Consider the following 13,448-nt stretch of genomic DNA (forward strand, 5'->3'; position numbering starts at 1 on the left):
CCACAAACTCCTCTAAAATCCCGCTTCTTAAACGGACTCCATATCTTTCAGGTGAATGTCGAGCGCCCGGACCGAAATCTGAATCTCCCAGAGCGACACGCCCAGCGAGGCGATCAGCAGCAGCAGCGCCGCCCCGAAGACATAAGCCGAAAGAAGAAACATCCCCACATAGATCAGGAACATCGTCACCACGCAGAGGAACAGGCTCGAAACGCCCAACGCCTGCATCGAGCGCGTGAGGTGAAGCCGCCGGCGCAGGTTGTCGATCTGCGCGCGCGTCACTTTCGAGGGGTGCTGCAAATGCTGCTCTTTGAGCGTGCGCACCAGTTGTGCGTAGGAGAGAAACCGGTTCGTGTAGGCCAGCAGGATCAGCGATACGGCCGAGAACAGCAGGGCAGGGGTCGTCAAAGTCAATTCTTCCATCGTCATCGGGATTTTATGCGGTAAAGATACGCAATTTTGCCGAACAAGAAAGCCGTAAAAACGCAATATCCGCTTCCGAAGCTCTCCGACCTGCCATCGCCCCCTAAACCCCGGTGCTTAGCCGGGGCAAAAGCGGAGCCGCAACCGCCCGAAATAACGATCATATCCGAATCCGGATGCGCGGAATACCTGATCGTAGGTATTTTTTCAAAAATTTTAAGAAAATGTAAGCGTCCTTTCGTTATTGTGAAAAAAATAACATATCTTTGCGGCCGAAAAGCGACAATTTCAATCTCAATTCGAACAATAACAAGCTATGGAACTGAACAAAACCTTTATCGACGGGCTTTGGAGCAAGGAAATCAACGTTACGAGCTTCGTGCAGACGAACATCACCCCCTATCTGGGCGACGCCTCGTTCCTCCAGGGACCGACCGAGCGCACGAAACACATCTGGAATCTCTGCCTCAAGGCCCTCGAGGAGGAGCGTCAGCATAACGGCGTCCGTTCGCTGGACAACAAGACCGTCTCGACCATCACTTCGCACAAGGCCGGTTACATCGACCGCGAGAACGAGCTGATCGTGGGTCTGCAGACCGACGAACTCCTCAAACGCGCCATCAAACCTTTCGGCGGCATCAACGTCGTATCGCGCGCCTGCAAGGAGAACGGCGTGGAGGTCGACGAAAAGGTCAAAGACATCTTCACCCATTACCGCAAGACCCACAACGACGGCGTATTCGACGTCTACACCGAGGAGATCCGCTCGTTCCGCTCGCTGGGCTTCCTGACGGGACTGCCCGACAACTATGCCCGCGGCCGCATCATCGGCGACTACCGCCGCCTGGCCCTCTACGGCACCGACCGCCTGATCGAAGCCAAGCAGGAGGACCTCCGCAGCCTCACCGGCCCGATGACCGACGCCCGCATCCGCCTGCGCGAAGAGGTCGCCGAGCAGATCAAAGCCCTGAAGGACATCCGCACGATGGGCGAATACTACGGATTGGACCTCAGCCGTCCCGCGCACTCGGCACAGGAGGCCGTGCAGTGGGTCTACATGGCCTACCTGTCCGCCGTCAAAGAACAGGACGGAGCCGCCATGTCGCTGGGTAACGTTTCGTCGTTCCTCGACATCTTCATCGAATACGACCTGGCGCACGGCACGATCGACGAGTCGTTCGCCCAGGAGTTGATCGACCAGTTCGTCATCAAACTGCGCATGGTGCGCCACCTGCGCATGCAGTCCTACAACGACATCTTCGCCGGCGACCCCACGTGGGTGACCGAGGCCATCGGCGGACGCTTCAACGACGGCCGCACGAAGGTCACGAAGACCTCGTTCCGCTTCCTGCAGACGCTCTACAACCTCGGTCCCTCGCCCGAGCCCAACCTCACGATCCTCTGGAGCCCCGAGCTGCCCGAGGGCTTCAAAGCCTTCTGCGCCAAGGTTTCGGCCGACACCAGCTCGATCCAGTACGAGAACGACGAGCTGATGCGTGAGGTCCGCCACTCGGACGACTACGGCATCGCCTGCTGCGTGTCGTTCCAGGACATCGGCCGGCAGATCCAGTTCTTCGGCGCCCGCACCAACCTGGCCAAAGCCCTGCTGCTGGCCATCAACGGCGGCCGCTGCGAGAACACCGGCACGCTGATGGTCAAAGGCATTCCGGCTCTGTCGGAGGGTCCGCTGCGCTTCGAGGAGGTGATGCGCAACTACAAGATGGTGCTCTCGGAGATCGCCCGCGTCTATAACGAGGCAATGAACATCATCCACTACATGCACGACAAGTACTACTACGAGAAGGCCCAGATGGCGTTCGTCGACACCGATCCCCGCATCAACCTCGCCTATGGCGTGGCAGGTCTTTCGATCGCCCTCGACTCGCTCTCGGCCATCAAATATGCCAAGGTGACGGCCCGCCGCAACGCCGAGGGGCTCACCGAAGGTTTCGACATCGACGGCGAATTCCCCTGCTACGGCAACAACGACGACCGTGTCGACCACCTGGGTGTGGACCTCGTCTACTATTTCAGCGAGGAGCTCAAAAAACTGCCCGTCTACAAGAACGCCCGCCCGACGCTGTCGCTGCTCACGATCACTTCGAACGTGATGTACGGCAAGAAAACCGGCGCGACGCCCGACGGACGCCTCAAAGGCGTGGCCTTTGCCCCGGGAGCCAACCCGATGCACGGCCGCGACAAGAGCGGCGCCATCGCATCGCTCGCCTCGGTGGCCAAGATGCGCTACCGCGACTCGCAGGACGGTATTTCGAACACCTTCTCGATCGTTCCGAAATCGCTGGGCCCGACGGCCGAGGACCGCATCGAGAACCTCGTGACGATGCTCGACGGCTACTTCACCAAGGGTGCCCACCACCTGAACGTCAACGTGCTGAACCGCGAGATGCTGGAGGATGCCATGGAGCACCCCGAGAAGTATCCGCAGCTGACGATCCGCGTGTCGGGCTATGCCGTGAATTTCACGAAGCTGAGCCGCGAGCACCAGCTGGAGGTCATCAGCCGCAGCTTCCACGAACGAATGTAATCATGCTTCGTGTACATTCCTACGAATCGATGGGAACTTTCGACGGGCCGGGACTCCGGCTCGTCGTTTTCCTGCAGGGTTGCAATTTCCGCTGCCTCTACTGCGCCAACCCCGACACGATCGAGGCCGGGGAGGGCAAACCGACCGACCCCGCCGAAATACTGCGCATGGCCGTCGACCAGAAACCGTTTTACGGCAAACGCGGCGGCGTGACCTTCTCGGGCGGCGAACCCACGTTCCAGGCCGCGGAACTCGTCCCGCTGGTCCGCGCGCTGAAAGAGGCCGGCATCCACGTCTGCGTCGACACGAACGGCGGGGTGTGGAACCCGGCCGTCGAAGAGCTGCTGGGGCTGGTCGATCTGGTGCTGCTGGACGTGAAGCAGGCCGATCCGGAACGCCACCGCGCACTCACCGGCCGCGAGAACGCCCAGACGCTCCGCACGGCCGCCTGGCTCGAAGCCCACGGAAAACCGTTCTGGCTGCGCTATGTGCTCGTCCCGGGTTACAGCGATGCCGAAGCCGACATCCGCACGCTGGGCGAACGCCTCGGAGGTTACAAATCCGTGGAGCGGGTCGAACTGCTACCCTACCACACCCTCGGGGTCCACAAGTACGAGGCAATGGGGTTGGAATACCGGCTCCGCGACGTGCGGGAGAACACCCCCGAACAACTCGACCGCGCCGCGGCCCTGCTGCGGGAGTATTTCCCGACGGTCATCGTCAACTGATTCCGTCACGAAAACACGCAAACTCCCCGGCTCTTTGAAAGAGCCGGGGAGTTTCTCATTCATATGCGTGCTTCGGGTCAGAACAGCACCGTCAGCAGGATCGGATAGTGGTCGGAAACATACGTCACGCCGTAATTGTCGGTCAGCGTGCGGAACGATACGGCCATCTTCGTATTGCGGTGGAAGATGTGGTCGAGATTGCGGGTCGGCGCCGCCGTTCCCGAACCGAAATTGTTGAAACTGTAAGCATCCCCCGCAGGAGCGATGTCGCGGCCTACTTTCATCCAGTCCCGGTAAGGCTTCAGCGCCTTCTTGCCGTCGTCGTTGGCCTCCGCGCAGTTCATGTCGCCGACGATGAAGCACATCCCCGACTCACCCGCAAGCTTCTTCATCCGCTCGACATTGAGGTTCGCGCTGTTGATACGCGCCTGGATGTACGGCTCGTTGGGAAAGCTGGAATTGGTGCGCACGGGCATGTGCGTCGAGAGGAACCAGAACTCCTTGCCGGTCTCCTTCTCTTTCAGGTGAACCCAGACTGAAGTCCGCCATTGCGTATCCCCCACATCCCAGCAGCGGGACGGCTCGTCGGGCGTCGGGCTGAGGAAAAAATAGCCGTTGTCCACCAGCGTGAACCGGTCCTGACGATAGATCAGACAGGTGTTGCCGCCTTTTCCGTCACCCGTTCCGGGAACCTCCATATAGGCATAGTTCGGGAGGTTGTTCTTCAGGAAGGTACGCTGTGCCGTGCGCGGTTCCTGCAGGCCGACCACATCGGGCTGAACCGTGTTGATCATCTTCACGACGGCCGCTTTGCGCACTTCCCAGTTCTTATCGCCCTCGTCGTTGGCGCTGTTGTAGCGAACGTTGAACGACATCACTTTCAGTGTGTTCGACGCACCTTTGCCGGGTCCGTCCCCGTCATCCTTGCTCGACGAGCACGCCAGGGCGCACATTGTAATTCCACAAAGCAGATACTTCAGTGTTTTCATAGCTTTTTTTATAGTTGTTTAGGTTAGTCCTTGGTAATCACGATGTCGTCGATAAAGTGGCGTCCGGTGCCTCCGATCGTGATCCGGGTATCTTTCGTCGCTCCGGAGATGGGTACCGAAACTTCATGCCAGCGATGGTAGGCATTCTCATACTCGGGAGCCGTCGCGTTGGTGATCTCCGTCAGATCGCTCTGAGGAAGCAGTGTGCTCAAATCCGGAGTCAACGTACCGGCAGTACCGCTACCTGTTGTCGTGATCGTAACCGTGCAGGGATCGGGAGCGTATTCGTTCTTACCTCCCAATCCGATGCCGATTTTGAATTTCAGGGTGACATTGGCAGTTGCATTGCCCAGGGCGGTCAGCGCAGGCGTGGTGATGCTGCTCGCATTATCCGTGGCACTCTTGCCGACCCGGATATAACCCGTTCCCTCGTACACGCTGCCGGCCTTCTCCCAGCCGTCGGGCATCGTGTATTCATTCGAAAGGTTGGTCCACATCTGCCATGAGGGGATGAAATAGTCGTGTGCCAGGAAAGCATCATCGAAACCTTCGGTCAGCAGCACATTCTCGCCCGAAGGCAGCATCGAAGTATGGTAAGCACGTTTTTCATGGGTTGCCAGATAGAACCCGTGCTGGAAAAGAAGCTGTCCCGCCGTAGAAATCGTCTTACCGGAAGCATGGCAGGTCGTATTGTCTGCCTGCATGATCTTGACATAGAAAAATCCACCTTGGGCAACAGCCTTACTCTCCGGAACGTTGAAATAAGCCATCCGATAGCCACGGGTATTGGCTGCAGTAGTCAGTGCAAATGTCTCCGAGCCCTCTCCCGTGAAAGGCATCTCCAACACACGCACACCATCATTCCAGGAGACATTGTCATGGCTCCAAACAACCTTCCAATTCTTGGGAACCGCTTGAGTGCTTGCCGCAAACAGGCCGAATCCGAAGCGTAAGTTACCTACAATGCGCGACGTAGCCTTAATCTTGAATACCAGCCCGTTATCCTGCCAGTTATCGCCGCCCCAGCCAGTCGTAAGAAAACGACCGTCGTAAATCGTGGCAGACCCCGTATTGGCTAAGGTACAACCTGCCACACTCTCGTTACCGATCTTGGTGATCGTACATCCCTCGGGCGACGAATAAGTCACGGTATTGTCTGCATAGGTAACATTGCGGAATCCATACACACTACCCTCTCGAGAAACCTTGATAAGTCCCGAGATCGGCGTGATGGCGTAGACGGCTTCGCCGAAGCGGGTGCCGGTCATGGCCGCGAGGTCATCCGCGGAGGTCGGCAGCAGGAACGACGCCCCGGCAAGTCCCTTCACCGCGCCGCGTTTCTGCGGAACCGCCGTCGAGGCGAACGACGCCGAAGCATAGGTCTTCATTACATAGGTGGTGCGGTCCTCGAGTTCGAGCGTAATATTGCCGCTCATGTTCTTCGCCAGATCGGCGTCGACCACCTGCGATTCGGGCAGCGAGACGAGCATCGCCTCATAGGTTCCGGCCGTCAGGTCGGCCACCGAGACGGCCCGTGCGGCGGGCACCTCGGAAGCGGCTTGGGTCTTGGTCACCTTGTCGGCGGCCGTCGGCGTCACCACCAACAACCCGTCGGCATCGGCAGCGAGCCGGGCGTCCTTGACGACCACTTCGACCTGATCGCCCACGGCAAGGCCGTGGCCTGCCAGTTTGACGAAGATACCGGCATCGGCATCCTGCACGGCGAAGCAGTCGGCCGGAACGTTGTCCACAGCCACCACGCGGGCCTGTATATAATAGTTGTCGCTGATCGTCACCTCTCCGGGGCCCTTCAGGGCGCGGATGGCCGAAACTTCCGCCTTCACGGGATCGTCGGCGCTCGGACGCTCGGGTTCACCCTCCACTTCGAGCAGAATGTCGTCGAGGAAGAAACGCACGTCGTCCGTGCTGTTCGCCATGTCGGCCGAAGTGATGGTGATCTCCGTCTCGGGTTTCGCATTGCGCACATAAACCGTGAACGGTTTGAACTCGTTGTTCGCTACGCCCGCAAGCGTACCGCCCTCGACCGTGGCGCCGCTTGCAGCGTCGGCCTTCACGACCACGCCGGGATCGGTCGGCTTGCCGTAGGCATCGATCATCGCCGAAGCGAGGAACGTGAGCTTGAGGTCGGACTTCGAAATGCGCATCGCCTCGAAACGCGGCGCCAGTTTGATCGTATAGGCGCCCTGCGTGTAGCGGGTGATGAGCGCCTCGTCGCCGCGGCCCACCTGCAGGAAGCCCGGACGGGTCCAGCAGGAGACCACGCTCACGATACCGGCCTGTTCCTTGGGAAGTGCATAGGTTCCGTCGTTCCACGACGACATGAAATCGAGCGGCAGGTCGATATACGCGGCTTTGGCGTCGATCACGTCGTCGAAACCGGTCGAGAAGACCACCTTGTCGTTGTCCATCGGCGGAACCGCAGTCGGCTCGGCCGAAGCCTTCGTGATGCAGAACGCACTCTGGTAAGCCACGGTCTTATTCGTTGCCGAGGTGCTCGCCTTGGAGCCGTCGGTGCAGCGGTGGCGAATCCACAACTTGCCGCCGGCCGGAATCTTCTTGTCTGCCGGAATCGTGAAGTCGATCGTCTTCCAGGTGGCGTCCGAAGCTCCGCCGGAGCAGGTGCCGTCGAACTCCGCCCAGTTCTCACCGTCGGCGCTCCATTCGAAGACCCACGCATGACCGGCGTTCTGGGTGCCGTCGCGGCGGCTGCCGTAGGAGTAGCGCAGGTCGCCCGAAAGCTCCTCCTTCACCGGAATCTCGAGCTGCAGGGCATCGCCCGTCTCCCACGACCCGATAACGACGCCGCGCTGGAAATACCAGTTCGACGTGGGATTGGTGTGGGTCTTGGTGCTGAACTCCAGGTTCACGGGCGAGCCCGTCCGGCGCAGGATCATGCCGTCGTCGAAGTAGCAGGCCGCTCCCTCGATAAAGGCATTGTCCAGTGCGAGGTTGGCGTCGATGCTGAACCGCTGGGCGATCGGGAAATCATACCCGTCGCCGCCGCCGACCGTGCCGGCTCCCTGCGACAGCAGGATCGAAGCCGTCGAGGACTCCGAATCGGTGGTCACGTTCACATAGGCCGAACGACCGTTGGTCGAGCGGTTGCGGGCCACGGTGAGTTTCACGTCGGCATTACCCATGCCGGTGCTCTCGTTGGGAAGCACCCAGCGAATCGATTCGCCCGTGGCGGCATCGACGAATTCGAGATGCCAATAGGCGTTGCTGGTCACATTGAGGGTCAGCACTTCACCGTCGCCGGAGGCGGTCAGGCTTTGCTGCTGAATCCCCACCCGGCCGACGCTGTCCACTTCCGGATCGTCGGTGCAGGAAGTCCCGGCAGCCAGCAGAGCCGCCGCCGTGCATATCCATAACAAATACTTTTTCATAACTGTAAGATAAGGTTCGTTTAAGGTTTCAACAATCCGGACGAAGTGCGGAAGCATCCCCGGCCCGGCGGTCCTCGTTACATTTGGATGACATTCAACGAAAAAATTCAAAAAAAATCGTCTTTTCTTTGGAATATCAAATATTACATTTATTTTTGTACCACACCAAACCACACTAATCCGTCCATCCTATCTGTTGTGTGGTGTGGTGTACAGCGCAAATATACTACTAATTCTAAAAAGATGAAAAAAAGTTACGATGAATTTCAAAGAAAGTGCGATTTTCGGATGATTGCGGCTTTCTGTGCGCTTCTGGCAGCGATTCTATTTTCGCCATCGTACGCTTCGGCCCAGAACTTCACCCTTCAGGGAAGCGTAAAGACCGAGAAAGGAGAGCCGGTTCCCGGCGCCACCATTATCCTCTCGGGGACCCAACAGGGCGTGACAACCGACGCCCAGGGCAACTTTCTCCTGCGACTGGCCAAAAAGCCCGCCGCGGATGCGTCGCTCCTCGTCTCCTACCTGGGCTACAAGTCCCAGACCCTTCCCATCGGCAGCCGCACCTCGTTCGACATCGTGCTCCAGGAAGAGAGCACCTCGATGGACGAGGTGGTCGTCGTAGGTTACGGCACCATGCGGAAAAAGGACCTGACGGGATCGCTCTCCTCGATTGGAGGCGAAGCGATCCTCAACCGCCAGAGCCCGACCATCTCGCAGGCCCTTCAGGGCGCCATGCCGGGCGTGACGGTCACCCGCACCAACTCGGCGCCGGGCGGTTCGGCCACGATCCGCATCCGCGGCATCACCTCGATGACCGACGGCGCATCCGACCCCTACGTGCTGATCGACGGCGTGGCCGGATCGATCGACGACGTCAACCCCAACGACATCGAGAACATCACCGTGCTGAAAGACGCCGCATCGGCTTCGATCTACGGATCGCAGGCAGCGGCGGGCGTCATCCTGATCACCACCAAGCGGGCCGGCAAGTCGGGCGCGAGCGTTACCTATAACTATACGCTCGGACTCGACTTCCAGTCCCAGGAGCCGAAGTACATGAACGCCTCCGACTACATGGCGGCGGTCAACGAACTGCGTTACAACGACCTGCCCTCGGGCGGCTGGTACCAGGACTACTCCCGCGAATACGTCGAGAACTACACGCTGCTCAACCGGGAGAATCCGGACCTCTATCCGAACGTAGACTGGATGGATCTGATACTCAAAGACGTGGGCGTGCGCCATTCGCACAGCCTCACGATCCAGTCGGGCGGCGACAAGCGCAGCTCGGTGCTGAGCCTGGGCTTCGACGACGTCGACGGCCTGTTCCGCAAGAACCTCTCGTGGAAGCGTTACACGGCCCGCCTGAACAACGACATACAGGTATTCAAATGGATGAAGGCTTCGGCCGACATCTCGCTGCGCTACACCGACCAGGTCAATCCCCACGCTTCGCCCTCAGGCACCATGCGCTACATCCCGCCCATCTACCAGGCCGTGTGGAGCGACGGGCGCTACGCCCCGGGCAAGGACGGTGTGAATCCCTATGCAGCCCTGATGTCGGGCGGCGAGAAGGACACCGACAAGTACCTGGCCAACGCCAAGTTCCAGCTGGACATCACCCCCGTCAAGGGACTGACCGTCACGGGCATCTTCTCGCCCCAGTTCTCCTACACCAAAATCAAGGATTTTCAGCGCCAAACCTCCTATTTCAGCTATCAGGAGGAGAGTCTCACCAGTTCGAAATACATCAGCAACGCCCTGACTACGGAACTCGAAGAGAGCCGCGGCGACACCTTCGCCCACACCACGCAGGTCTATGCCAACTATCAGCACACGTTCGGCCTGGACCACAATTTCAGCGCCATGGTCGGTTACGAGAACTACTGGTATCAGGAGGGTACGATCGTGGCCAAGAACACGTCGTTCGCCCACTCGCTGATTCCCGACCTGGCCGCCGGCAACTCCGACGGAGTCACGGCCAACTCGAAGGACATCAACGAACTGGCCCGCCGCTCCTACTTCGGCCGCCTGATGTACAACTACAAGTCGAAATACTACGTTCAGGGCAATATCCGCCGCGACGGCTCCTCGCGCTTCGCGCCCGACTGCCGCTGGGGTACGTTCCTCTCGGCCTCGGCCGGCTGGGTCTTCACCGAGGAGAAATTCATGGAGGGAGTCCGCAAGGTTCTCGACCACGGCAAACTGCGCCTCTCCTACGGCGAACTGGGCAACGAGCGCATCAAAGGTTACTACCCCTATCAGGCCGTGCTGGCCAACAATCACACGATGGGTTACATCGGTTCGACCCTGACGGGCCTGTCGGGTTATGCACAGGCCGCCGCCATCGTCACGGACATCACCTGGGAGACCACTTCGACCATCGACGTGGGCGTCGACCTCTCGATGCTCCGCAACCGGCTGTCGGTCACGGCCGACTGGTACTACAAGAAGACGCGCGACATGCTCCTGCAGGTCCCCATCGCCCCGATCATGGGACTTTCGGACCCCTATGACAACATCGGCGACATGCATACCAAAGGCTGGGAGATCACCCTCGGCTGGCGAGACCACGTCGGCGACTTCAGCTACGGGCTCTCGTTCAATCTTTCGGACGACGTTTCGAAGATGGGCTACATCGGCAACAAGGAGGTCATCTCGGGCGGCAAGATCATCCGCGAGGGCGAGGAATACCAATCGTGGTACGGCTACGTCAGCGAAGGTCTCTACCAGAGCCCCGAAGAGGTGAGGAATTCGGCGACCCTGGGTTCCTACGTCTCGCCGGGCGACATCCGCTACCGGAACTTCGCCGACGGCGACCCGAACAATCCGCTCATCTCGACGGACTACGACCGCCGGGTGCTCGGCTCCTCGCTCCCGCACTTCAACTACGGCGGTTCGGTCGATCTGGCCTGGCGCGGCATCGACTTCAACCTGACGTTCCAGGGCGTCGGCCAGCGCAACTCCTATCTGACGGACGAGATGGTACAGCCGCTCCGCGGTCAGTGGTATAACTTCGCCACCTACATCGGGGGGGGGAATTCGTGGAGCCGTAAAAACACCATCGAACAGAACAAGCGTGCCAAATACCCGCGCTATTCGTGGGCCAGCGCGAACAACAACTATGCGATCTCCGACTACTGGCTTTTCGACGGTTCGTACTTCCGCGTGAAGAACCTCTCGCTGGGCTACACCCTGCCCCAGAAATGGATGAGCAAAATCCATGTCAAAAGCCTCCGCTTCGCCGTGACGCTCACCGACTTCTTCACCCACAGCCACTTCCCCGAGGGCTGGGACCCCGAGGTCGGCACCACCGGCTATCCCATCACCAAATCGGTGCTCTTCTCCGCACAGCTTAAATTCTAACGTCGTATCAAAGAACGAAAAGATATGAAAACCATTAAAATCGCATTATTCGCACTGGCCGGAAGCCTTGTGGTTTCGTGCAGCGACCTGGACCTTTCGCCCAGGGACAAGGCGGCCAGCGGCTCCTGGTTCCAGACGGCCGAGCAGTTCGAGTTGAACCTCAACGCCCTGCTCCACCACACCTACTGGCCCATGGAGCGCAACGAATGGACCTCCGGCAACCAGACCGAGCTGGACATGCTGACGGACGACGGACAAAACCGCAACTCCCCGGGCCGTTTCCTCATCGACGGCGTGAACTCCGACTTTCCGCTCTCGGTCCGCATGTGGGACATCACCTACACGGGCATCAACCGCTGCAACAAGATCATCACCGAGCTCCGCAAACACGAAGGCCGGATCGAGCAGGCCCGCTACGACCGCATCATGGCCAACGCCCGCTTCTACCGCGCCTGCTTCTACGCCCGCATCATGATCCACTTCGGCGATCCCGTCGTGGTTCCGGAAGACATGGACATGGACTCCGAACAGGGCCGCGAAAGCGCCTATGAACTGACCCGCAGCGATATGTGGACCGTTCTTCCCGACATTCTCAAAGAGTTCGACGACGTAGCGCCGATCCTGCCCGTATCCTACGGAGGCGAGATCGAGCGGGCCACGCGCGGCGCGGCCTACGGCATGAAAGCCCGCTTCGCCCTCCACTTCGCCTCGATCCGCAAATGGGATTCGGTCGAACGGGGCGGGTTCGGCGACGACGATCCTGCCGAAGCCGAGAAGCTCTTCAAGGAGGCCCGCGACGCCGCCTGGAACTGCATGCAGCTGAATGCCTACACCCTGCATTCGGATTTCGGACAGCTGTTCCGCAACGCGACGAAGCATTCGCCCGAGGGCATCTTCAACATTCCCCGCTCGAAGGCCCTGTCGAACGACTCGAAATACCAGTATCTCGGCGGTCAGGCCTGCACGGCCAAACTGCCCCGTCTGTCGGGGGCCCCGACCTGCACGACCTGCCTGCCGTCGTGGTACCTGCTCTGCGCATTCCTCGACGACCAGGGCAAACCCATCGACGAATCGACGGTCTACGATCCCCACAAGCCGTTCGAGCACCGCGACCCGCGCTGCACCTACACCATTGTGGAACACGGCACGCAGCACTTGGGCGTAATTTTCGATCCGCATTTCGACCGGGACAAGGTGTACAGCGCCCGCGAAGGAACGGAAGTGGTCAACAACGACTCGCGCTCCTACAAAATCCAGGGCACCTCGAACCAGTACGCCTCCTACAACGGTCTGGTGCTGAAGAAGCACGTCGACGAGGACTGGCTGGCTCCGTTCGAACCCGAAAACGACAAACTGATCCTGCGCTACGCCGATGTCCTGCTGATGTACGCCGAGGCGAAGATCGAACTGAACGAGATCGACGACACGGTGCTCGACGCCATGAACCAGGTCCGCGCCCGCGCCTACAAGGCGGCCGTCACGGCCACCTCCGACTATCCGGCCATCACCGAGCGGTCGCAGGACAAGCTCCGCACGATCCTGCGCATCGAGCGCCGCATGGAGTTCGCCTTCGAAAACCTGCGCCTGTACGACATCTGGCGCTGGCGCATCGCCGAAAAGGTGCTCAACCGCCCCTGGATCGGACTGCCCAAGAAAGACGAAAAACTCCAGCGCGCCTACATCGACAACGGCATGTGGTTCCACGGAGCCGTGCCCGAGATCGACGAGGACGGATGTATGGATTTCATGGCCCCCGTAGCCAAAGGCGCCGCCGACTTCTTCAACAGCAACGCCTACGCCCAGGTTCTCGCCGAGTGCAAGTTCGTGGCCCCGAAGAGCTACCTGTGGCCCCTCCCGACCACCACGATGCAGGTGATGAAGAACATCAAAGAAAACAATCCGGGCTACTAACCCGCCAACGCGAGCCCCGCCGGGCGCCCTTCGCGGGGCGTCCGGCGTTCGCGCCGCAACAAACGAAGAGACAATGAAC

The 13,448-nt window shown here is 59.8% G+C and carries 7 protein-coding genes; 4 read left to right on the top strand and 3 right to left on the bottom strand.

The window, feature by feature from the left end:
* Positions 1 to 27 precede the first annotated feature (27 nt).
* The gene (locus BLU78_RS10700; protein WP_026020819.1) at positions 28 to 423 is read right to left on the bottom strand and encodes a DUF2721 domain-containing protein; all 396 of its coding nucleotides are present in this window, start codon (positions 421 to 423) and stop codon (positions 28 to 30) included.
* Between the two features lie 316 nt (positions 424 to 739).
* Here BLU78_RS10700 and pflB point away from each other — a divergent pair, with 316 nt between their 5' ends.
* Positions 740 to 2,968, top strand: coding sequence for a formate C-acetyltransferase (gene pflB / locus BLU78_RS10705; RefSeq protein WP_010265355.1), 2,229 nt, complete (start codon positions 740 to 742; stop codon positions 2,966 to 2,968).
* 2 nt (positions 2,969 to 2,970) lie between these two features.
* Positions 2,971 to 3,696, top strand: a complete 726-nt coding sequence (pflA, locus tag BLU78_RS10710) for a pyruvate formate-lyase-activating protein (protein ID WP_010265358.1) — start codon at positions 2,971 to 2,973, stop codon at positions 3,694 to 3,696.
* A gap of 77 nt (positions 3,697 to 3,773) precedes the next feature.
* Here the strand turns inward: pflA and BLU78_RS10715 are convergent, their stop codons facing one another.
* Positions 3,774 to 4,685: an endonuclease/exonuclease/phosphatase family protein gene (locus tag BLU78_RS10715; RefSeq protein ID WP_044106664.1), complete on the bottom strand. Its 912-nt coding sequence runs from the start codon at positions 4,683 to 4,685 to the stop codon at positions 3,774 to 3,776.
* Between the two features lie 23 nt (positions 4,686 to 4,708).
* Positions 4,709 to 8,092, bottom strand: a complete 3,384-nt coding sequence (locus BLU78_RS10720; protein ID WP_044106666.1) for a DUF5689 domain-containing protein — start codon at positions 8,090 to 8,092, stop codon at positions 4,709 to 4,711.
* A gap of 243 nt (positions 8,093 to 8,335) precedes the next feature.
* Between BLU78_RS10720 and BLU78_RS10725 the strand changes: the two genes are divergently transcribed.
* Positions 8,336 to 11,458: a SusC/RagA family TonB-linked outer membrane protein gene (locus BLU78_RS10725; protein WP_231290957.1), complete on the top strand. Its 3,123-nt coding sequence runs from the start codon at positions 8,336 to 8,338 to the stop codon at positions 11,456 to 11,458.
* 24 nt (positions 11,459 to 11,482) lie between these two features.
* Entirely contained in the window at positions 11,483 to 13,369 is a 1,887-nt protein-coding gene (locus tag BLU78_RS10730) for a RagB/SusD family nutrient uptake outer membrane protein (protein ID WP_010265371.1), read from the top strand.
* The last annotated feature ends 79 nt before the right edge of the window (positions 13,370 to 13,448 follow it).

Source organism: Alistipes timonensis JC136 (assembly GCF_900107675.1).
Taxonomy (GTDB): Bacteria; Bacteroidota; Bacteroidia; order Bacteroidales; family Rikenellaceae; genus Alistipes; species Alistipes timonensis.

Bases quoted from the DNA above. Each gene is read 5' to 3' on its own strand.
- BLU78_RS10700 (WP_026020819.1), bottom strand. From the start codon at position 423: ATGGAAGAATTGACTTTGACGACCCCTGCCCTGCTGTTCTCGGCCGTA.
- pflB (WP_010265355.1), top strand. From the start codon at position 740: ATGGAACTGAACAAAACCTTTATCGACGGGCTTTGGAGCAAGGAAATC.
- pflA (WP_010265358.1), top strand. From the start codon at position 2,971: ATGCTTCGTGTACATTCCTACGAATCGATGGGAACTTTCGACGGGCCG.
- BLU78_RS10715 (WP_044106664.1), bottom strand. From the start codon at position 4,685: ATGAAAACACTGAAGTATCTGCTTTGTGGAATTACAATGTGCGCCCTG.
- BLU78_RS10720 (WP_044106666.1), bottom strand. From the start codon at position 8,092: ATGAAAAAGTATTTGTTATGGATATGCACGGCGGCGGCTCTGCTGGCT.
- BLU78_RS10725 (WP_231290957.1), top strand. From the start codon at position 8,336: ATGAAAAAAAGTTACGATGAATTTCAAAGAAAGTGCGATTTTCGGATG.
- BLU78_RS10730 (WP_010265371.1), top strand. From the start codon at position 11,483: ATGAAAACCATTAAAATCGCATTATTCGCACTGGCCGGAAGCCTTGTG.